The following is a 19,974-nucleotide window of genomic DNA, read 5'->3' as shown; positions in this document are numbered from 1 at the left end:
CAGCGCCTACGACACCGGTGCCCGATCAGTGGCCGCCGATCAGTGCTCGCCGTCGGCCTGCATGTCGCGGACGACGTCCTGGCGATCGTCGAGGGTGCCGCCGTCGACGGGAGTCCCGACCGTGGTCTTCACGGTGTCGAGCGGCTTGCCCCCCAGGTCGAGAACGGTGAACTCGAAGGTGACCGGGACGGTCAGACCGGCCGCGACGGTGTCACCGGCGCCAGTGAGCTGGACGTCGAAGCGCGCGATGTCGTCGTCGTCGGGGTCGACGTTCGACGGGACGCCGGCGGTCAGGGCCTGTCCGGGGCCGATCCGACGCGGGTCGGCCGAGGCCTTCTGTCCGTCGGCGGGCTTCGGGTCGGTCACCTGGATGCTGCCGGTGGGGACGCTGATCCGGTCGAGCCGGACCATGCGGCTCGGGCTGTCGTTGGCGATCGTGAACGACAGCTTGAAGGGGCCGCCGTCGCCGAAGATCTTGTCGGCCTTGTCGACCGGGTACAGCACGTGCACGTTGCGAACCGCGATGGTGCCGTTGGAGACCTGCTCGCCGTTGAACTGCGACGGCGCCAACTTGATGGTTCCGCTCGCCCCGTTGACGGCGGGTTCCTGGTTGGCGGTCTGCGAGATCTTGCCCGCACCGCAGGCCGTGGTGCCCAGCGCGATGGCGACTCCGAAAGCGCCGACGGCAGCGGCCGAGGCCAGACGGCGGGTGGACCGATTGAGCACTGACACCATTTCCTCCGGGTGGTCGTCGCATTGTCCGCGCGTCGGTGCGGACTCCTCACTACGCAGCGTAGTGGGCGGTGCCGAGAAACGGTTCCCCGGGTCGCCCGATCGCCTCGATAAGCGTAACGCCGTCGCGGCCTCGCCGGGCCGGGCAACGGTACTTCCGTAGCAGGCCGCTATGCGGGCCAATACCCGCGTTCACCTGCTGGCGTCCCGTTGACCTGCACCGTTGGTTAAAGCCCGTGGTGAGCCCCGTGTTAGACTGGTTACATTCGAAAGGGGCAGTGGACATTGAATTTCAAAGTTGGCGACACCGTCGTGTATCCCCATCACGGTGCTGCTCGAGTCGAAGACATCGTCGTGCGGAGCATCAAGGGTGAAGACGTCGAGTACCTGGTTCTCAAGGTTTCCGACGGTGACATGACGGTACAGATCCCGTCCAGCAAGCTCGATTACGTGGGCGTGCGCGACGTGGTCGGCCAGGAGGGCCTGGATCAGGTCTTCGAGGTGCTTCGCGCACCGCACACCGAGGAGCCCACCAACTGGGCCCGTCGTTTCAAGGCCAATCAGGAGAAGCTGATCTCCGGCGACATCATCAAGGTGGCGGAGATCGTCCGCGACCTGTGGCGTCGCGAGCAGGACCGCGGGCTGTCCGCGGGTGAGAAGCGCATGCTGACCCGCGCCCGGCGCGTGCTGGTGGACGAACTGTCCCTCGCTCAGCACACGAACGACGAGAAGGCCGACAGCATGCTCGACGAGATCCTCGCGACCGCTTCCTGACGCTCAAGAGCAGACGCTGAAGAACTCCCATCGCGTAGCCGCGCTGATCCCGGCAGCGGGATCGGGCACTCGCCTCGGCGAGTCGATCCCGAAGGCGTTCGTCGACATCGACGGCGTCACCCTGCTGGAGCTCAGCGCGGCTGCTGCGCGTTCGTCGGGGGTCGTCGACCGGCTCGTGGTGATCGTCCCAGCCGAACTCGAATCCCGTGCAGCGCAACTGGTTCCCGACGCCGACGTGGTCGTCGGGGGCGCCGAGCGGAGTGACTCGGTGCGCGCCGGACTGGCTGCGGCCGCCGACGCCGACCTGATCCTGGTGCACGACGCCGCCCGCGCGTTGACGCCGCCGACGCTGTTCGCCGAGGTGGTCGACGCGCTGTCCGCCGGCCATCCGGCCGTGGTCCCCGGCATCCCGGTGGCCGACACCCTCAAACACGTCGACGCCGACGGCACCGTCCTGGACACCCCCGACCGGGCGCCGCTGCGCGCGGTCCAGACCCCGCAGGGTTTCGACGCCGCCCTGCTGCGCCGCGCCCACGCCGGCGGCGGTGACGCCACCGACGACGCCGGCCTCGTGGAGGCGATGGGCGTGCCGGTGCGGGTTATCGCCGGCGACCACCTGGCGTTCAAGATCACCACCCCGTTCGACCTGACCACCGCCCGACTCCTTCAGGAGGCACGACGATGACATCAGAAGTAAGAGCGGCGACATCAAGAGCTGCGACATCAAGAGCTGCGACATCAAGAGCTGCGACATCAAGCGAGGCGTCATCGAGGCAGGTCGGGCCGGTGGGACTGCGGACCGGCATCGGCACCGACGTGCACCCGATCGAACCCGGCCGTGACTGCTGGATGGTCGGGCTGCTGTTCGACGGCGCCGACGGCTGCTCGGGGCATTCGGACGGCGACGTCGGCGTCCACGCACTCTGCGATGCACTGCTCTCGGCCGCCGGTCTCGGCGACGTCGGCGCCGTGTTCGGGGTCGGTCGACCCGAGTGGGACGGGGTCACCGGCGCGACCATGCTGACGCACGTCGTCGGTCTCGTCGACGCCGCCGGCCTGACCCCGGTCAACGCCGCCGTGCAGGTGATCGGCAACCGGCCGCGGATCGGACCGCGTCGCGACGAGGCGCAGCGCGTCCTGTCCGAACTGCTGGGCGCACCGGTGTCGGTCTCGGGCACCACGAGCGACGGACTCGGCCTCACCGGCCGCGGTGAGGGGATCGCGGCCGTGGCCACGGCACTCCTGTGGCTCAAGTAGAATCGCAGGCCGTGACTCTTCGCCTGTACGACTCCGCCACCCGCGAGGTACGCGACTTCGTTCCCCTGCGACCCGGAACGGCGTCGGTGTACCTCTGCGGCGCCACGGTGCAGGGAGTCCCGCACATCGGGCACGTCCGCAGCGGCATCGCCTTCGACGTGTTGCGCCGGTGGCTCGAACACCGCGGCCTGGACGTCCTGTTCGTCCGCAATGTGACCGACATCGACGACAAGATCCTGACCAAGGCCGCCGACGCCGGCCGGCCGTGGTGGGAGTGGGCCGCGACCCACGAACGCGAGTTCACCCGCGCCTACGACCGGCTGGGTGTGCTGCCGCCGTCGGCCGAACCGCGCGCCACCGGCTTCATCACCCAGATGGTCCAGTACATGGAACGGCTCATCGAGCGGGGTCACGCCTACACCGCCGACGGCAACGTGTACTTCGACGTCCGGAGCCTCCCGGAGTACGGCTCGCTGTCGGGTCACCGCCTCGACGACGTCCACCAGGGCGAGAGCGCGGGCACCGGAAAACGCGATCCCCGCGACTTCACCCTGTGGAAGGCCGCGAAACCCGGCGAACCGTCGTGGCCGACACCGTGGGGCGACGGCCGACCCGGCTGGCATCTCGAATGCTCGGCGATGTCGACCACGCTCCTCGGGGCCGAATTCGACATCCACTGCGGCGGAATGGATCTGATCTTCCCGCATCACGAGAACGAGATCGCGCAGAGCCGCGGCGCCGGCGACGGTTTCGCTCGGTACTGGCTGCACAACGGCTGGGTGACGATGAGCGGCGAGAAGATGAGCAAGTCGCTCGGGAACGTCGTCGCGATCCCGGCCATGCTGCAGCGGGTCCGCGCCGTCGAACTGCGCTACTACCTCGGCAGCGCGCACTACCGGTCGATGCTCGAGTACTCCGACGAGGCGCTCGTCGAAGCCGCCGCCGGCTACCGCCGCGTGGAGTCGTTCGTGCACCGCGTGGCCGAGCGGGTCGGGGACGTGACCGTCGGCGAGGTGACCGACGATTTCGCCGCCGCCCTCGACGATGATCTCGGGGTGCCCGCCGCGCTGGCCGCGGTGCACAACGCCGTGCGTGAAGGGAACACCGAACTCGAAGCGGGACACGGGGACCGGGCCCGGGAGATCGCGGGGCGCGTCCGCGCGATGACCGGCATCCTCGGCACCGATCCGCTCGATGCACAGTGGGCCGAGGCCGGCGCGGGCGACGCCGCCGACGCCGCCCTCGACGTCTTGGTGCGGGCCGAGCTCGACCGCCGTGCCGCCGCCCGCGCCGACAAGAACTGGACCGTGGCCGACGAGGTCCGCGATCGACTGGAGGCCGCGGGCATCGAGGTCACCGACACCCCCGACGGAGCGCAGTGGGCGCTCGCAGCGAAGGAACACTGATGGCCGGGAACTCACAGCGGCGGGGCGCCGTCCGTAAATCCGGAAGCAAGAAGGGGCAGACCGTCGGTTCCGGCGGCCAGCGTCGGCGCGGCCTCGAAGGTCGCGGCGCCACCCCGAAGGCCGCCGACCGCGTCTATCACCCGGCCCACAAGAAGTCCAAGGAGAAGGCCAAGTCGGCGCCCGGTGCTCGGCGCAGTCACCGAAAGTCCGAGGACGGCCCGGAGTACGTGGTCGGCCGCAACCCGGTGGTCGAATGCCTGCGCGCGGAGGTGCCCGCCACCGCGTTGTACGTGATGTCGACCGTCGGCGCCGACGAGCGCGTCAAGGAGGCCGTGCACACCGCGGGCGACCGCGGGATCGCGATCCTGGAGGCCTCCCGCGCCGAACTCGACCGCATGGCCCCCAACGGGCTGCATCAGGGGTTGGCCCTCCAGGTCCCCGAATACGAGTACGCGCACCCCGACGACCTGATGGCCGACGCGCTGGCGTCGCCGAACCCGCCGCTGCTCGTGGCGCTCGACAACATCACCGATCCGCGGAATCTGGGTGCCGTGATCCGCAGTGTCGCCGCGTTCGGCGGCCACGGGGTGCTGATCCCGCAGCGGCGCAGCGCGGGGATGACGGCCGTCGCCTGGCGGACCAGCGCGGGCGCCGCCGCCCGCCTTCCGGTCGCGACGGCACCGAACCTCACCCGCACCCTGGTCTCCTGGGGCAAGCAGGGAGCACAGATCGTCGGCCTCGACGCCGACGGCGACGTCTCACTCGACGACTACGACGGCACCGGCCCCACCGTGATCGTCGTCGGTTCGGAGGGCAAGGGCCTCTCGCGGCTGGTGCGGGAGAACTGCGACTCCGTCCTGTCGATCCCGATCGCCGGCCGGGTGGAGAGCCTCAACGCCTCCGTCGCGGCGGGCGTGGTGCTCGCCGAGTTCGCTCGGCAGCGTCGCACTCAAAAATAGGGTCGAACTCAAGAATAGGGTCGAACTCAAAAATAGGGTCGAACTCGATAAAAGGGGTCGAACTCAATAGAAGGAGTCGGCCTTGCTCTGGGACGATTCGCCGGACGTCGATCGGTGCCGGGATCGGCTAACGGTAGACGTTGATCGAGGAGAAACTCCCGTCTACGCCGCATCCACTCGCTTCGCGCAGTCGGTAATCCGCCATGAGGCCCCCGGATTCGAGGTCGCCGGTGATCTCCGGTGAGAGGGCCGACCTGGGGATGATCCCGTACACGATCCGGTCTTCCGACAAGTCGATGCAGACCGCAGTGACTATCGAATCACCGGCTCGGGAGATGTCGTCGAACTTCCGTTTGCTTCCGTCTGTGCTGTAGGCCCGGGGAGGCTTCGCCGACAGATTGGCGGGGAGGGTGTTGTCGACGCTCGGCTGACCTATCTCGTCATCGACAGCGGCCAAGCTCTTTCCGAGAAGGTCGTCGATCGACAGTTCGCGGGTCGGGCGTTGAGGTGTGACCGATATCGACTCGGCTTCAGGACCTGGATCCTCCGGCCCGGATGCCACAAGGGGAGACACGCCGATTCTCCAAACCAAGGCCGAGAACAGTATCAATAGGATGACGATCCCGGCCGTCCAGCGCTTCGGGTGACTGTTCATCGGGGGCTGCTCTCGGATCACGGCGACGTCGTGCTTGGCTCGCACGTTAATGGCGGTAGTGAGTCCGTCGTCCGGTACGGTTTGGTGGTGGTGGGCTGAAAAGCAGTGTTTTAGTTTGGTATTGCTGGCGCCAGAATCTCTGCAACAGAACGGGTTCGGGTGCAGGCGTCCCAGTCCTTTGGAGTATCGGATGGGACGGAATACATCACAGACGCGGTGCCGTATGTTGTTCCCCACCGTATTGTGCAGCCGGGATGGCGCAGCCCTGAGTCGTAGTAGTATTGGATGGCGGTGCGCGACGCGATGACGATCGTGCTCGGATTATCGTCCTGCTTGGCCTCGACGGTCTCCTGGAATGAGGTTATGCTGGTTGATACGCTGAAGGATCCGTCCCAGGGTGTGACTCCTTCTGAGTAGCCGCAGAACCGCCACCACTCGGTGTCGATTAACTTGCCCTCGGGTTCGAGGTCTGCACGTTCGACAACGCTTTTGGGGATATCGCAGGGGTTCGGTATCTGGTCGCTGGTGAGCGGGTTTCTGTTGGCGGGGACGATGCTTGTCCCTTCCGGCCCGAGCATTGCTTCTCGCTCGTTCGCTACGGGGTGGCCGGCGGTGCTGCATCCGGCCGTCGTGACGATGCTTAAGAGTGCTGCCACGAACAGCATTCTTCGGCGGTTGGTGGAACTGGTCATCGACGGTCCTCCCGGATCATGGCGACGTTTTTTGATTAGGGTGTTGATGGCCGTTATGAGGCTGTCGTTCGTTACAGTTCTGTTGAGATCCGCTTGGAAGTCGGCCGTCTGAACCGCACCGGGTCTGATGGAGACCCGAGGATATCGGATTCCAACCAGCGCCTGCTCGGCCGGTTTCGTAGTGTAGAACGTTTCTTCGAACTCTGCTGGTGGTACGTCGACGGGGTAGCCGTGCAGGCGGTTGTGGTTGTGCCAGTGGACCCGACTCGGCGTGGCGAGTTCGGACTCCTCGACCGCCCTCCAGGGCCGTCCTTCACGCGCGGGCCCACGGATCAGTTCGGCCGCGTAGTAGCCGTTCACGGTCGCAGCGAGCGTTACCGTACGAATCACTCACGTACGTTGAAGCAGACGTGTGTTGAAACAGACGTGGGTTGAAGCAGACGTGGGCCACCCCGTCCCGGTCGACACGAACGTCAGGGCGGTGACCCATGGCTGATTCGATCCCTTCGATTTGCATCAGCCGCGCGATCTGGTCTCGGCGGATCTCATGACCAGTGTGGCGGGCGGCCTTCCGGATCTGCCAGGTGCCGTAGACCCGGAAGTCGTCCTCCCGCGCCTGCCGCACGAACAGCCTGTTCGCAGCGTCGCGATGGGCACGGGCCGACAGCTGACCACATCGTCGCAGTTGGCATCGACAACCGTGCCGTGCTCGGTGTCCACCCCCCGGGGTCCGCTGATCGATGTACCCGATTCTGTCGTTCAGGTTCCGTTCACTATCGTGTAAGGAATGTCTGGAGGGAACTCGGTGCGCTCGGCGTGGGCGCGAGTGCGCACGGGCGAGCGGGTCGAGTTCTCGGGCGCCGTCTGGGCGGGGCTCGTCGGCGTCCTCGTCGCGTTCATCCTCCTCATCGAACTCGTCGCGAACCTCAACGACATCCACGGTCCGCTCTACCTCCTCGGCCGCGACTTCATCGGCCGCCCGCGCATCGGCGAGATCAAGATGGCGGGCCTGCTGCTGGCGCTGATCTGCATGCCGTCCCGATTGCGCCTCCCCGTCCTCGGTTCGGCGGTGGCGCTCGAACTGATCTGGAACTCGCAACGCTGGATCGTCGGTCATCCGGGAACCATCGGCAACGGCATCCTGTTCGTCCTCGTCGGCACGGCCGCCTTCGCCGCCTGGCGACTCCACGGCGCAGAACGCGCCACCACACTGAAGGCCGTCGGACTGGGCATGCTCCTGATCACGATGGGGCGCGTCGGCGACGTATGGCTGGTGCTGTCGACCAAAGCGAGCCCCGAAGTCCTCGACGAGTACGTCGAACTCGCCGACCGGGCCCTCGGCAGCCCGGCGTGGGCATTCGGCACCGTGGTCTCCGACCACGCGTGGATGGCCGAGATCCTGTCCAAGGTGTACGTGTACCTGCCCGTCGGCGCCGCCATCATCGCGTTCTTCCAACTGCGCAACAGTGCCCGCGACGGCTTCCCACGACACCACATCATCCGGACGTTCCTCCTCATCGGCCTCATCGGTCCGGTGGTGTACTTCCTGTTCCCCGTCGTCGGCCCGACGTACGCGTTCGGCCACGAGATGGTCGGCGCCGGCTGGCAAGACGTGTGGCCGCTGCAACTACCGGTCATCGGCGACCCGGAGTCGCTGTACTTCAACCAGATCATCGCCCGAAACTGCATGCCGAGTCTGCACACCGCGTGGGCCATGTCGATCTTCCTGCACGGGTGGCGCGGATCTCGGGCAGCCAAGGTGTTCGGCACCGTGTGGCTGTTCTGCACGATCTCGGCGACCCTCGGCTTCGGCTTCCACTATGCGATCGACGTCCTGGCCGGCATCATCTTCACCCTCACCCTCGAGGCCGCGTTGACCCGACCCGAACTCGGGTGGGGCCGCCACCGGGTGTCGGTGATCGCCTTCGGCGCCGCCGCGTTCACCGGGATGCTGCTGGCGACGCGCTACCTCGCGGTCGAGATGTCCACCAGCGGTGTCCTCGGCGGCGTCTCGCTGATCGTCGTCGTGCTGGCGATGGCGGGAGCGTTCCTGACGATCGAACTGCATCCGGGGCGCGGCGAGTTCGCCGGACCTCCGCTGGACGTCGGCGACCGGCGCAGCCCACGGGAACTCGTTCACGACGCCACTCGGACGGCGGGACAGGCGTTGGCGGCCGTCTCCCGCGAGGCCGAGAAGACCACCCACCGCAAGTAGCATGGATCGCGTGGCAGACAGAGCGCGCGTCATCGATCTCAACGCCGATCTCGGTGAGGGCGTCGGCGACGACTCCGCGATGATCGACCTCGTCACCAGCGCCAACATCGCCTGCGGATTCCACGCGGGAACCCCCGCCGACCTGGCTGCGACATGCCGCGACGCCGTCGCCGCCGACGTCCGGATCGGCGCCCAGGTGTCGTACCCCGACCGCGCCGGATTCGGCAGGCGCTTCATGGACGTCGCACCCGCCGACCTGGTGGCCGACGTCCTCTATCAGATCGGTGCGCTCGCGGCGCTCGCCGAAGCCGCCGGCGGACGTGTGACGTACGTGAAGCCGCACGGTGCGCTCTACAACGCGATCGTCCACCACGAGCGGCAGGCCGACGCGGTCGTCGAGGCCGCGAGAACGGCGGGGCTCGGGCTGATGTGCCTGCCGGGGTCGGAGGCGATGGGCCGCGCCCGACGGGCCGGGGTGCCGGTGATCGCCGAGGCGTTCGCCGATCGCGGCTACACGCCGCAGGCCACCCTGGTGCCGCGGGGTGAGCCCGGCGCACTGCTCACCGATCCCGACGAGATCGCACGCCGAGTGGTGCGCCTGGTCGAGACGGGCGTGATCGACGCCGTCGACGGGACCCCGATCGAGATCGACGCCGACTCGGTGTGCCTGCACGGCGACACCCCGGGCGCGGTCGAACACGCCCGACGCGTACGGGAAGCGCTGGTCGAAGCGGACGTCCGCGTCCGCGCCGCACCGTGAATCGCCGGGCCGCCGGGGTCGTCGCCGGTTTCGGCGCCTACGGCATCTGGGGTCTGTTCCCACTGTTCTTCGACGCCCTCCGCCCGGCGGGCCCGTGGGAGATCCTCGCGCACCGCATCCTGTGGACGCTCGTCGTGTGCGGCGGCCTGCTGCTGGTGATGCGCGACTGGGCGTGGATCGCTCCGCTGCGCCGCCAACCGAGACTCGTCGCCGGCGTCACCGCGGCCGCGCTGCTCATCGCGACCAACTGGGTGGTGTACGTCGCCGCCGTGACATCCGGCCACACCAGCGACGCGGCACTCGGATACTTCCTCAACCCGATCGCGACCGTCGGACTGGGCGTCGTCGTCCTGGGCGAACGGCTGCGACCCCTCCAGTGGGCCGCCGTCGGAGTCGGACTCGTCGCGGCCGTCTACCTGGCGGTGGCGGGCGGCTCATTCCCCACGGTGTCGGTGACCCTCGCGGGGTCCTTCGCCCTGTACGGGCTCGTGAAGAACAAGGTCGGCGCCCACCTCCCGGCCCTGCACGGACTCACCCTCGAGACGGCGGTCCTCGCTCCGGCAGCCGCCGTGGTCCTGGTGATCGTCGGCGTCACCCCCGCGGGACTGGCCTTCGCCGCCCACGGGGCCGGCCACACCTGGCTGCTGGTCTCGTCGGGCGTGGTGACAGCTGTTCCGCTGCTGCTCTTCGCGACAGCAGCACGGCGAATACCGCTGGTGACCGTGGGTCTCATTCAATTCATCACGCCCATCCTGCAGCTGCTGTGCGCGGTGCTGCTCCTCGGCGAACACCTCCCGCCGCAGCGGTGGATCGGGTTCGGCATCGTCTGGGTGGCGTTGCTCGTGCTGACCGCAGACAGTCTCCTGGCGGCACGCGCTCGCCGAACCGGGGGCTCGCGGACCCTGACCGCGAAATAGGGGCGGGCATTAGGGTCGGGGAATGGCAGTAGCGAATACCGTGGTGCAGACCGCGGACGGAGTGGTCGACGGCAAGCGTGGGCGGGGCGGCCGCCGCGGCACGATCTCGTGGCGCGGCATCCCCTTCGCCGAACCCCCGGTGGGGAAGTACCGGTGGCGTGCACCGAGGCCCGTCGAACCGTGGCCGGGCGTCCGCGAATGCCACGACTACGGGTATGCGCCGATCCAGGAGAAACTGTTCACCGCCCGCGGTGCCGGACGGTTCCAGCCGCGTAGCGAGGACTGCCTGACGCTCAACGTGTTCGCGCCCGAGTCGGCCTCGACGACCCCGCGCCCCGTGCTGGTGTTCATCTACGGGGGCGCCTACATTCTGGGCGGCACGTCGACCCCGATCTACGACGGCTCGTATCTGGCGCGGGCGCGCGACGTCATCGTCGTGACGCTGAACTACCGATTCGGGCCGTTCGGCTTCCTCGACCTGAGCTCGTACTCCACCCCGGAGCGCCAGTTCGATGCGAATCCCGGACTCCGCGACATGGTCGCCGGACTCGAATGGGTGCAACGCAACATCGCCGCATTCGGCGGCGACCCCAACCGCGTCACCGTCTTCGGTGAGAGCGCGGGCGGGTCGGCCGTCACCGCACTGCTGGCGACACCGGCCGCCGAAGGATTGTTCTCGGGGGCGATCGCGCAGAGCCCGGCCCTCGATCTGGCGGTCGGTAAGGATAACGCCGACCTGTTCGCCGACGAGTTCGTGCGACTTCTCATGGATCCGACTAGGCGTCGGGGTGCGGAGCGTGACGAGGAGCCGCTCGATCCGGAGACGGTGGCCCGCGTGGTCGACGGTGCCGGACCCCTCGACCTGCTGCGGACGGGAAACAAGATGATGGGCTTCGCGCGCGGCGCCCAGACCTCGGATCCGATGCCGTTCGCCCCCGTCGCCGACGGCGACTATCTGCCGCTCCTCCCGATGGAGGCGGCCCGACTCGGGCGGACCCACGCGGTCCCCACGATCATCGGCAACAACCGCGACGAGGGTGAACTGTTCGCCAGGTTCTGGAACATCCTGCCCGACGCTGGCACGTACCTGGTCGGTGTCGACGATCAGGAGACGGTCGAGGAACTCGAACGCCTCTACCCGGGCCGCGGTGACCGGGTCCGGCTCTCGGCCGACGCGACGTTCTGGATTCCGACGACGATGTTCGCCGGCTATCACAGCGCCCACGCGCCGACCTACGTCTACCGCTACGACTATGCGCCGACACTGTTGAAGGTCGGCGGCATCGGCGCGACTCACGCCACCGAGCTGTTCGCGGTGTTCGGGATCTACCGCGACCCGATCGGCGCCGGCCTCGCCGCAGCCGGCAGCTGGCGGTCGACCAAGCGGATCACCGCGACCATCCAGGGACTGTGGAGCTGGTTCGCGCGCAGCGGTGAACCGTCGCCGTCGTGGCCTCGATACACCACCGACAACCGGGCGGTGATGGTGATCGACGATCCGACGCGCGTCGAGATCGACCCCGACGGCGTCAAGCGCCGTGCCTGGGAACGAGTGCACCGCGAAGTGCGCGCCGGCGTCGGACGGGTGCCCGGTGCCGGCATCACCGGCGGTTCCGGCGCCGGAAGTCGGGGATGAGACGAGGCGCCGCCGCCGGGACCGTGGTCGCCGCCGTGACCCTGGTCGCCATGACCGTTGCGGCGTGCGGCACCGACGCGGCCGACGATGTGACCGCACCGACGACGCGGGCATCGGCCTCAGAGTCCGTCCCACCCACGTCGAATCCAGCGGCTTCCAGTGCGACCCCCTCGACTACGCCGGTGCTTCCGCCGCCGTACATCGCGTCCTTGTCGTGGGTGCAGACGGAGGTCGGGCCGAGCCTGCAGATCGTGCCGACGCGCAACGGCCGTGACGTCTCGTCGCCGACGGCGGGCGATGAGGCGTGGCGCGAAGTCCTCGACCGCGAACCCGGGGCCGACACCCCGGGGATGAAGGAACAGTTCGACTGTCACTGGACGTTCGCCCGCCTCATCGATCCCGAGAAACCCAGTTGGAACCTGGAACCCGACCGTCCAGTGGTCTCGCCCGATGAGATGATCGCGACCAGATGCAACCCGGGAGGTCCCGAGGAGTGACCCGGTGGCGCCAGGCGGCCGGGTTCAGAAGGGCGGGGCGGGTCAGAAGGGCGGCAGGTCGTCGTCGGTCGAATGGAGTGCGGCGAGTGCTTGGTCGGTTTCGCGGTGGCGGCGGTTGATCGCCCGTTGTTGCATCCGGTATCGGTGTTTGGCCTCGAGGCGGGTGCGTGTGCGTTTTGGTGCGTTCTCGGCGTGTCCGGTTGTTCGGCGTGTCGCGTTGGCGGGATCGCCGTCCGGGTCGTCCGTGGTCGGGTCGCTGTGATCGCAGGGTAGGAGTCCGAGTTCGGGGAGCAGCCAGGTGTTGGCGGCCTGGCGGCGGATGGTGATGCCTTCGGGGGTGGTGATCTCGGTCCAGACGATGCCGTGGGCGTCGGTGATCTGGTCGTCGAGCCAGCCGCGGGTGTGGGTTTTCAGTCCGTGGTGGAAGCGGCACTTGGGGTTGAGGTTGCATGCACACGTCGGCCCACCCGAACCCGGATCGGCATGGTTGTACTCGGTGACATGATCCAGATCGCACCGCCACGCCGGTCGATCACACCCGACCCACGAACACGTGCCGAACAGGCCCCGCACCGCCGTGTCTAAGACGGCGGTGGGTCGGTACGGGTTGCCGCGTTGCGCGGTGCGGTCCAGGAGCCGACTGAGGTCGAGGTCTCGGGTGACCGCGTCGGGGCGTTTCGCTAAGTCTCGGGCGTGGGCGGCGGAGATGGGTCCGTAGCCGTCCAGGAGTGCCGGTGTGTCGACGGTGCCGTCGAGGGTTTCTTGGCGGACCACGACGTGCAGGACGATGCTCGCACACCGCGCCGCCACATCGTGATCGGAGAGCTCAGCGGCACAATCGGGGCGTTCGCACGCGCAGACGAACGGGGTGCCGGTCAGGCGGGCGACGGCCGCATCAGCGCGTCGTTCTCCTTTGGTGCGCGGATCGTGGCGGCACACTCCGGCGATGACCGCATCGATGGTGTCCTTGCACAACACCGCATCTTCGGTGGAGGTGGTGATGATCAGGTCGGAGACCGTATCGGTCACCGGTGCGACGAGGACCTTTTTCTGGGCGCGGGTGTCTTCGCGGGTGGTGGTGACCGCGTCGGGGTCGTGTGCGGCCACGATGTGGGCGATGGTGTTCTCCACCCGCCGTGCGGTGAGCCCGCCGATGATCGTGAGGCGGCGAGCGGCTTCGGTGTCGATGAACGCCAGGAGATCGGGATCCTCGATGAGGGCGGTTTGTTCGATGGCGCGGCGGAACCAGAACGGTGTCAGGACCCCGTCGCGCAGGAGGCGGCCGATGGCCGGGATGCGGTCGAAGCAGGCGAGGGACTCATCGACGAAGCGTTCGGCGGTGCACTGCCGCACTCCGGCCACCACCGCGTAGGAGGCGGCGACCTGACACAGCGGATCATAAAGCCGCGTGAACACATCACCGCCCCCGTCCCCGGCGGCATCGGCAGCGGTGTTGGCGTCGGCGGCAGCATTCGCCTCGGCGATCCGGTCGCTGGCCAGGTCGTAGATGGCCCGATACCGGTGCCAGAGGACCAGGCCGTGGAAGGAGTCGGCGCGGGCGGCGAAGAGCATCATCGCCGCATCATCACGCCCAGCATCTCCGGCACCCTCGGCGCCCTGACCGCCCCCGGCTTCTGCCCCATCCTCGGGGTCCGCTGCGCGGCCGGCCGCTCCGGCGGGTCGGGGGAGTCGGATCACCAACTCCTCATCGGTGACCGTCACCGACGGTTCCGCCAACTCGCCGGGCCCACGCAATGCCGGACCGGGACCGGGGTTGCCCGGTCCGGGCGGAAAGATCATCGTCGCGGTCATGGCGTCCTCCCCGAAACTTCCGATCACGTTGGCCGTGATCTCGAACTCGAACCATCTCGAACTCATGTTCGATGATACTCGCGGGGTCGGACAATTCGGGTTCTGTTCGCGATCGGCTGACGCGAGCCCGGTGCGGCCGGTCGCTAATCCCGCGCGCGCAACCCGATGATGCGGCAGACCACGTAGATTGCGAACGAGATGGTGGTCACCAGGACCGAGACGGGGAGTTCGGGAGCCAGCGAGGCGATGAGCCCGCCGACTGCCGAGACCTCCGCGAACACCACCGACAGGATCAAGACGGTCGTGGGGTTCGCCGAGAGCCGAGCGGCCGCAGCGGCCGGGGTGATGAGCAGGCTCATCACCAGCAGCGCGCCGATGATCTGCACCCCCTGCGCCGCCGCCAGCCCGACGAGGATCGCGAACACCACCGCGATGGCGCGGACCGGGACACCCGAGGCCGCCGCCACCCGCGGATCGAGGCTCGCGAACAGCAGGGGACGATAGATCGCGGCGAACACGACGAGGATCACCGCAGCGGTGATCGAGACGGCGATCAGCCCCTCGCGGCCCACGCTGACGACCTGGCCGGTGAGAAGAGAGAAGCCCGTCCCGACGCGGCCGTACAAGCTCAGGAACAGCACGCCGAGACCGAGGCCGAAGGCCATCACGGCGCCGATCACCGAATCGCGTTCACGCGCCCGGTTGCCGAGTACACCGAAGACCGCGGCGGCCAGGACGGCGCCGACGATCCCGCCGACGTTGACGCTCACGCCCGCGAGCAGCGCGGCTGAGGCGCCGGTGAACGACAGTTCGGCGGCGCCGTGCACGGCGAAGCTCATCTGCCGCGCGACGATCATCGGGCCGAGTACGCCGCCGATGAGGCCGAGCAGAGCCAAGGCGATGAGCGACTCCTGAACGAAGCCGCGCGAAAGCAGGTCGGCGGTCTGCGAGTAGTTCCAGAAATCACCGAGATCGGCCGCGAGGACCACGGCACCGTCGGTCACAGGTCGTCTCCGGCCACCGCGAACCCGGCATCGGTGCCGAGCGCGTCACCCGGGTAGGGGTGCGTGTCGCAGTGGTGGTCGTCCTCGCCGCCGAGGACGACGAGACGACCGCCGATCCGCAACACCTCGACCGGACTGCCGTACAGCTCGGTGAGGGTGCGCGAGGTCATCACCTCCTCGACCGCGCCGATGCGGAACGAGCCGCCGGCCAGGTACAGCACGCGGTCGACGAAAGGGAGGACGGGATTGAGTTCGTGGGTGACGAACAGTATCGCGGTCGCGCTGCGTGCGCGGCGGGCGTCGAGGAGGTCGACGACGCGGCGTTGACTCGACAGGTCGAGGCTCGCCAGCGGCTCGTCGCACAAGAGGACGGACGGGTCGCGGGTGAGGGCCTGGGCGATCCGCAGACGCTGCTGCTCACCACCCGACAGCAGTCCCAGCGGACTGTCGGCGAACTGCTCGGCACCCACCTGCGCGATCGCCGAGTCGACGAGCGCGCGCCGACGTCCGCGCCCGCGGAACCCGAGGCCCCAGGAGGCGCCGTCGACGCCGAATCCGACCAGGTCGCGGCCGCGAAGCATCATCGAATCGGAGTCCTCCGCATGCTGCTGGGGCACGTAGCCGATGTCGCCGCGATGCTCGACGGTCCCGGTCGACAACGCCGTCTGACGCAGGATGGCCCGCAGCAGCGAGGTCTTGCCCGACCCGTTCGGCCCGAGCACCGCGATGAACTCGCCGGGATGGACGTCCAGGTCGAGGCCGCCCCACAGGGCGCGGCCGCCGAGGTCGAGGCGCGCATCACGCAGACTCACCACCGGTGTGCTCATTTCTCGAGCGCCTCGGCGAGTTCGCGGATCTGGCCGCCCTGCCACGCCAGGTAGTCGGTGACCCCCTCGGGGAGGGTCTCGCTGAAGCGGACGACGGGGACCGATGCGCGCCGGGCGGTCGCCATCATCTCGCGGGTGACGGGGTCGACGGCCTGCGTGTTGTAGATCATCGCCGCGGCGCGATGCGAGGTGAGCAGATCCTCGAACGTCGCGCGGTCGGCGGCCGACGGCGACCGGCCCTCCTCCACGGCGTCGACGAAACCCGCGGGGGCGGCGTCGACGAGGCCGGCGTCGCTCAGGAGTGCGGCCGCCAGCGGCTCGGTGGAGACCACGCGGGTGTCGCGGTGCCGGTCGGCGATCCCGGTGAGCTGCGCGCGCAGGCCGTCGATGCCGCGAACGAACTCGTCACTGCGATCGGTGTAGTAGTCGGTGTGCTTCGGGGCGACCTCGCCCAGTTCGCGCGCCACCGCCCGGGCGGTCTCGGCGACGGCCTGCAGGTCGTAGAAGACGTGCTCGTTGCCGCGGTCGGCGTCCGACCGGACATCGGCGGCGACCACCCGCGCGCCACGGGCGTCGGCGGCCGCGGTCTCCATGAACTGGTCGTAGTGGCCGCCGTTGAGGACCAGAACGTTGGCGTCCTGCACGCGGGCGGTGTCGGCACTCGACGCCTCGTACTCGTGGGGGTCGCCGTCCGGCGACGAGTAGAGGGCCTCGACGTCGGCATGCTCGCCGCCGACGGCGTCGGCGACGGCGGCCCACACATCGGTCGACGCCACCACGACGGGGGTGTCGGTGGGGGCGGGCCCGTCGGCCCCGCTGCACGCGGTCGCGACGATCGCCGTCGTGGCGGCCAGGGTGGCCAGGAGTGCGCGGTGTGCGGGGCTCGGGTTCGGCATGGCGGAGCCACTCTCTCGGAGACGATGGAATCGGCGATAACGACAATCGAGGATAATGAAAACCGTTACCGGGAGAGTGTAAAACAGCGCATTCCGCATTGTCGAAACAATGCCCACCTGCGCATACGTCGGACGTCACCGGACAGGCCGACGGCGTGCCGTCGAACTACCGGAACGCTGCGGGCGGCGCCACCAGATAGGGGATCGCGGCGACGTCGGAGTCGAGAGTCGTCACCTTCCAGCCGCTGCTCGTCCGCGTCACGCTCGCGCCGACCGCGTGGACCTCCGGCAGCTTCGCGTGGGTCACGGCCGCGAGGACTGTCGCATCACGTCCCGCCCTGCGGTATTCGACGGGCACGTGCAGGGTGGACGGGCCCCGCCGCGCTCGGTTGACCCGAAGCTCCGCGGCCATCGGCTCTGCGGGCCCGAGGGAGTCGCGGTGTGCGACGCCCGCCGTGCACGCACGGATGCGGTCGACGTCGGCGGCGTCGATTGCGCGGAACAGCTTCTGCACCGCCGCCACCGGCGTCGCGGCCCGACACGACCCCGCCGCCGCGGCCGCGTCACCCGCCGCGAACCCCGATGCGATGCCCGCTCCCGTCACCAGCGTCGCGCCGACGGCCACGGCCCTGGCGATCCGCCTCCCCGCAGCGATCCGCCTCCCCGCAGCATGCCGGCGCCCGACGGTCCCGATGATGATCCCCATGTCTTTCCCCCTGAGTCGTATGTCCCGAAGTCGTATGTCCTGAGCCGTGCGATCCGCGCTGCCGCAGCGGGCATGACCGAATCAGACGATATGCACTGAGTGACTCTTCTCCGCCGACGATGAGTTGTCAACGGTCGTCGCCCGCCCGCCCCCCGCCCGCCCGCCCCCCGTCGCCCGCCCCCCGTCGCCCGCCCCTCGTCGCCCGCCCCTCGTCGCACTGACGCGACATTCATTACTGTGGACGCATGACCGTACGCCCAGTGCCGAGGCGCATCGCGCTGATCTCGGTGCACACGTCCCCGCTGGCGCAGCCGGGAACCGGTGACGCGGGCGGGATGAACGTCTACGTCTGGCAGACCGCGACCCGGTTGGCTCGCCGCGGCATCGGGGTGGAGATCTTCACCAGGGCCACGGCGTCGACCGACGTCCCGGTCGTCGAGGCGGCCCCCGGGGTCACGGTGCGCAATGTGGTGGCCGGCCCGTTCGACGGTCTCGACAAGCGTGACCTCCCCGGTCAGCTGTGTGCCTTCTCGGCGAACGTCCTGCGCGCCGAGGCGGCACAGGAGCCCGGCTACTACGACCTGATCCACTCGCACTACTGGCTGTCCGGGCAGGTCGGCTGGCTGGCCCGCGACCGCTGGGGCGTGCCGCTCGTGCACACCGCGCACACTCTCGCCGCCGTCAAGAACGCCTCCCTGGCCGCCGGCGACGCCGCCGAGCCGATGCTCCGGGTGGTGGGCGAGCAGCAGGTCGTCGACGAGGCCGACCGGCTGATCGCGAACACCGCCACCGAGGCCGACGCGCTGGCGGACCTGTATGGCGCCGACCCGACCCGCATCGACGTCGTGATGCCGGGTGCCGACCTCGACCGCTATCTCCCGGGCGACCGCGCCGCCGCCCGCACCGAACTGGGCCTCGACCCCGACGACGTCCTGGTGACGTTCGTCGGTCGGATCCAGCCGTTGAAGGCGCCCGACGTCCTGCTGTCGGCGATGGCGCCGCTGCTGACCGGCGACTCCGCCGGGAGGCTGCGCGTCCTGGTGGTCGGCGGGCCGTCCGGCAACGGTCTGGCGCGCCCGACGTCGCTGATCGACCTGGCCCGCGACCTCGGGATCGCCGACCGCGTCGACTTCCTGCCCCCGCAGCCGCCGGAACGGCTCGTGCACGTGTACCGCGCCGCCGACCTGGTGGCGGTGCCGAGCTACTCGGAGAGCTTCGGGCTGGTGGCGGTGGAAGCCCAGGCGTGCGGGACGCCGGTGGTCGCCGCGCACGTCGGCGGACTCGGCGTCGCCGTCGACCACGGCCGGACCGGGCTGCTGGTGGACAGTCACGAACTCCCGGCGTGGACCGAGGCCCTCGGCTCCCTGCTGGCCGACCCGGACCGGCGAGCGCGGATGGGGGCGGCGGCCGCGGTCCACGCACAGCGCTTCTCCTGGGAGCACACCGTCGACGCGCTGCTCGAGAGCTACGCCCGCGCGATCACCGCAAGTGACGAGAGCACCGGACCCGATGAGGGGCGCTTCGCGATGCGCCGCTGGAGGAACAGAACGAGGATGATGGCGTGAACCCCGACGAGACGATCGACGCACTGGCCGCGGCCCTGGACGAGACCGGAATCGACTACGCGAGGAAGTCGACCGGCGGTGCGAAGTCGGAGCACTTCGTCTTGGAGTTGCCCGGTGAACGCAAACTCAAGACGACGGTCCTGCTGACGGCCGGCGGTCACGGTGTGCGGGTGGAGGCGTTCGTGTGCCGTCGGCCCGACGAGAACATCGAAGCCGTCTACCGGTATCTGCTGAAGCGGAACCGGCGCCTGTATGCGGTCGCCTACACCCTCGACAACATCGGCGACATCTACCTGATCGGGCGGATCTCGCTGGACGCCCTGACGCGCGCCGAGGTCGACCGGGTGCTCGGTCAGGTCCTCGAGGCGGCGGACGGCGACTTCAACCAGATCCTCGAGATCGGTTTCCTCACGTCGATCAGACGCGAGTGGGCGTGGCGGCGGGCGCGGGGCGAGTCGATGCGCAACCTGGAGGCGTTCGCGCACCTCATCGACGAGGATGATCTGCCGGAGATCGCACCCCTGGACGATCCGGACGCCGAGCCGGTCTGGTCGGTCGACGACGCCGGTTCGCGACCGTCGTAGGGGCCGACGCAGGGACCCGCGCAGGGACCGTCGCGGGGGTCGTCGGCGCGGGGTCGGGTACGGTGAGCCCGGAACGACCG

Annotated in this window: 20 protein-coding genes and 1 pseudogene; 12 read left to right on the top strand and 9 right to left on the bottom strand. The window is 69.0% G+C overall.

Going from position 1 to position 19,974, the window contains the following annotated elements; all coding sequences use genetic code 11:
• Positions 1 to 39: 39 nt before the first annotated feature.
• Entirely contained in the window at positions 40 to 735 is a 696-nt protein-coding gene (locus G528_RS0101580) for a copper chaperone PCu(A)C domain-containing protein (protein WP_051198166.1), read from the bottom strand.
• A 282-nt stretch (positions 736 to 1,017) separates the two neighbouring features.
• Between G528_RS0101580 and G528_RS0101575 the strand changes: the two genes are divergently transcribed.
• The 5 genes from G528_RS0101575 to rlmB all read left to right on the top strand — a co-directional run bounded on the left by G528_RS0101575 (position 1,018) and on the right by rlmB (position 5,128).
• A complete protein-coding gene (locus G528_RS0101575; protein ID WP_026917435.1) occupies positions 1,018 to 1,506 on the top strand; it encodes a CarD family transcriptional regulator in 489 nt (162 codons plus the stop codon).
• 16 nt (positions 1,507 to 1,522) lie between these two features.
• Complete coding sequence (gene ispD / locus G528_RS0101570) at positions 1,523 to 2,191, top strand: 2-C-methyl-D-erythritol 4-phosphate cytidylyltransferase (protein ID WP_026917434.1); 669 nt, start codon at positions 1,523 to 1,525, stop codon at positions 2,189 to 2,191.
• A gap of 107 nt (positions 2,192 to 2,298) precedes the next feature.
• Positions 2,299 to 2,763 (top strand): 2-C-methyl-D-erythritol 2,4-cyclodiphosphate synthase, encoded by a 465-nt coding sequence (gene ispF, locus G528_RS0101565; RefSeq protein WP_026917433.1) that lies wholly within the window; start codon positions 2,299 to 2,301, stop codon positions 2,761 to 2,763.
• 11 nt (positions 2,764 to 2,774) lie between these two features.
• On the top strand, positions 2,775 to 4,169 hold the full coding sequence (gene cysS, locus G528_RS0101560; protein WP_026917432.1) for a cysteine--tRNA ligase: 1,395 nt from the start codon (positions 2,775 to 2,777) through the stop codon (positions 4,167 to 4,169).
• Positions 4,169 to 5,128: a 23S rRNA (guanosine(2251)-2'-O)-methyltransferase RlmB gene (gene rlmB, locus G528_RS0101555; RefSeq protein WP_026917431.1), complete on the top strand. Its 960-nt coding sequence runs from the start codon at positions 4,169 to 4,171 to the stop codon at positions 5,126 to 5,128. Before cysS ends, rlmB begins: the two co-directional genes overlap by 1 nt.
• A gap of 127 nt (positions 5,129 to 5,255) precedes the next feature.
• Here the strand turns inward: rlmB and G528_RS0101550 are convergent, their stop codons facing one another.
• From G528_RS0101550 to G528_RS18770, 3 genes and pseudogenes are all read right to left on the bottom strand, one after another.
• A complete protein-coding gene (locus G528_RS0101550) occupies positions 5,256 to 5,828 on the bottom strand; it encodes a hypothetical protein (RefSeq protein WP_026917430.1) in 573 nt (190 codons plus the stop codon).
• 65 nt (positions 5,829 to 5,893) lie between these two features.
• Positions 5,894 to 6,448 carry a DUF3558 domain-containing protein gene (locus tag G528_RS18930; RefSeq protein WP_425402204.1) on the bottom strand — a complete coding sequence of 185 codons (555 nt, stop codon included), beginning with the start codon at positions 6,446 to 6,448 and terminating at the stop codon, positions 5,894 to 5,896.
• A gap of 171 nt (positions 6,449 to 6,619) precedes the next feature.
• Positions 6,620 to 7,145, bottom strand: a pseudogene (locus G528_RS18770) (hypothetical protein); the annotation flags it as partial.
• Positions 7,146 to 7,262: 117 nt separating this feature from the next.
• On the opposite strand from G528_RS18770, the gene G528_RS0101540 reads away from it, so the two are divergent.
• The 5 genes from G528_RS0101540 (at position 7,263) to G528_RS0101520 (ending at position 12,500) form a co-directional block, all read left to right on the top strand.
• On the top strand, positions 7,263 to 8,690 hold the full coding sequence (locus G528_RS0101540) for a phosphatase PAP2 family protein (protein ID WP_084637969.1): 1,428 nt from the start codon (positions 7,263 to 7,265) through the stop codon (positions 8,688 to 8,690).
• Position 8,691: 1 nt separating this feature from the next.
• Complete coding sequence (locus G528_RS0101535; protein WP_035718529.1) at positions 8,692 to 9,450, top strand: LamB/YcsF family protein; 759 nt, start codon at positions 8,692 to 8,694, stop codon at positions 9,448 to 9,450.
• Positions 9,447 to 10,367: an EamA family transporter RarD gene (rarD, locus tag G528_RS0101530; protein ID WP_026917426.1), complete on the top strand. Its 921-nt coding sequence runs from the start codon at positions 9,447 to 9,449 to the stop codon at positions 10,365 to 10,367. Before G528_RS0101535 ends, rarD begins: the two co-directional genes overlap by 4 nt.
• 22 nt (positions 10,368 to 10,389) lie before the next feature.
• Entirely contained in the window at positions 10,390 to 12,003 is a 1,614-nt protein-coding gene (locus G528_RS16060; RefSeq protein WP_084637968.1) for a carboxylesterase/lipase family protein, read from the top strand.
• A 182-nt stretch (positions 12,004 to 12,185) separates the two neighbouring features.
• The gene (locus tag G528_RS0101520) at positions 12,186 to 12,500 is read left to right on the top strand and encodes a DUF2599 domain-containing protein (protein ID WP_342663099.1); all 315 of its coding nucleotides are present in this window, start codon (positions 12,186 to 12,188) and stop codon (positions 12,498 to 12,500) included.
• 42 nt (positions 12,501 to 12,542) lie between these two features.
• On the opposite strand, the gene G528_RS16055 is transcribed toward G528_RS0101520, so the two are convergent.
• The 5 genes from G528_RS16055 to G528_RS0101495 form a co-directional block, all read right to left on the bottom strand.
• Complete coding sequence (locus G528_RS16055) at positions 12,543 to 14,378, bottom strand: DUF222 domain-containing protein (RefSeq protein WP_245569640.1); 1,836 nt, start codon at positions 14,376 to 14,378, stop codon at positions 12,543 to 12,545.
• A gap of 77 nt (positions 14,379 to 14,455) precedes the next feature.
• Positions 14,456 to 15,316 (bottom strand): metal ABC transporter permease, encoded by an 861-nt coding sequence (locus G528_RS0101510; RefSeq protein ID WP_026917424.1) that lies wholly within the window; start codon positions 15,314 to 15,316, stop codon positions 14,456 to 14,458.
• The gene (locus G528_RS16050; RefSeq protein ID WP_035718526.1) at positions 15,313 to 16,143 is read right to left on the bottom strand and encodes a metal ABC transporter ATP-binding protein; all 831 of its coding nucleotides are present in this window, start codon (positions 16,141 to 16,143) and stop codon (positions 15,313 to 15,315) included. Before G528_RS16050 ends, G528_RS0101510 begins: the two co-directional genes overlap by 4 nt.
• Positions 16,140 to 17,039, bottom strand: a complete 900-nt coding sequence (locus G528_RS0101500) for a metal ABC transporter solute-binding protein, Zn/Mn family (RefSeq protein ID WP_026917423.1) — start codon at positions 17,037 to 17,039, stop codon at positions 16,140 to 16,142. The genes G528_RS16050 and G528_RS0101500 overlap by 4 nt, the downstream gene beginning before the upstream one ends.
• 166 nt (positions 17,040 to 17,205) lie before the next feature.
• Positions 17,206 to 17,745 (bottom strand): hypothetical protein, encoded by a 540-nt coding sequence (locus G528_RS0101495; protein WP_026917422.1) that lies wholly within the window; start codon positions 17,743 to 17,745, stop codon positions 17,206 to 17,208.
• A gap of 245 nt (positions 17,746 to 17,990) precedes the next feature.
• Here G528_RS0101495 and mshA point away from each other — a divergent pair, with 245 nt between their 5' ends.
• Positions 17,991 to 19,310 carry a D-inositol-3-phosphate glycosyltransferase gene (mshA, locus tag G528_RS0101490; protein WP_026917421.1) on the top strand — a complete coding sequence of 440 codons (1,320 nt, stop codon included), beginning with the start codon at positions 17,991 to 17,993 and terminating at the stop codon, positions 19,308 to 19,310.
• On the top strand, positions 19,307 to 19,894 hold the full coding sequence (locus tag G528_RS0101485; RefSeq protein WP_026917420.1) for a type III secretion system chaperone family protein: 588 nt from the start codon (positions 19,307 to 19,309) through the stop codon (positions 19,892 to 19,894). The genes mshA and G528_RS0101485 overlap by 4 nt, the downstream gene beginning before the upstream one ends.
• The last annotated feature ends 80 nt before the right edge of the window (positions 19,895 to 19,974 follow it).

The organism is Gordonia shandongensis DSM 45094 (assembly GCF_000423025.1).
Classification (GTDB): Bacteria; Actinomycetota; Actinomycetes; order Mycobacteriales; family Mycobacteriaceae; genus Gordonia; species Gordonia shandongensis.
This window is presented reverse-complemented; position numbering and strand designations above follow the sequence as displayed.

Excerpts from the sequence above, each read along its gene's own strand:
- G528_RS0101580 (WP_051198166.1), bottom strand. The coding sequence starts at position 735 with ATGGTGTCAGTGCTCAATCGGTCCACCCGCCGTCTGGCCTCGGCCGCT.
- rlmB (WP_026917431.1), top strand. The coding sequence starts at position 4,169 with ATGGCCGGGAACTCACAGCGGCGGGGCGCCGTCCGTAAATCCGGAAGC.
- G528_RS18930 (WP_425402204.1), bottom strand. The coding sequence starts at position 6,448 with ATGCTGTTCGTGGCAGCACTCTTAAGCATCGTCACGACGGCCGGATGC.
- G528_RS0101540 (WP_084637969.1), top strand. The coding sequence starts at position 7,263 with ATGTCTGGAGGGAACTCGGTGCGCTCGGCGTGGGCGCGAGTGCGCACG.
- G528_RS0101535 (WP_035718529.1), top strand. The coding sequence starts at position 8,692 with ATGGATCGCGTGGCAGACAGAGCGCGCGTCATCGATCTCAACGCCGAT.
- G528_RS16060 (WP_084637968.1), top strand. The coding sequence starts at position 10,390 with ATGGCAGTAGCGAATACCGTGGTGCAGACCGCGGACGGAGTGGTCGAC.
- G528_RS16055 (WP_245569640.1), bottom strand. The coding sequence starts at position 14,378 with ATGAGTTCGAGATGGTTCGAGTTCGAGATCACGGCCAACGTGATCGGA.
- G528_RS16050 (WP_035718526.1), bottom strand. The coding sequence starts at position 16,143 with ATGAGCACACCGGTGGTGAGTCTGCGTGATGCGCGCCTCGACCTCGGC.
- G528_RS0101500 (WP_026917423.1), bottom strand. The coding sequence starts at position 17,039 with ATGCCGAACCCGAGCCCCGCACACCGCGCACTCCTGGCCACCCTGGCC.
- G528_RS0101495 (WP_026917422.1), bottom strand. The coding sequence starts at position 17,745 with ATGGGGATCATCATCGGGACCGTCGGGCGCCGGCATGCTGCGGGGAGG.
- mshA (WP_026917421.1), top strand. The coding sequence starts at position 17,991 with ATGACCGTACGCCCAGTGCCGAGGCGCATCGCGCTGATCTCGGTGCAC.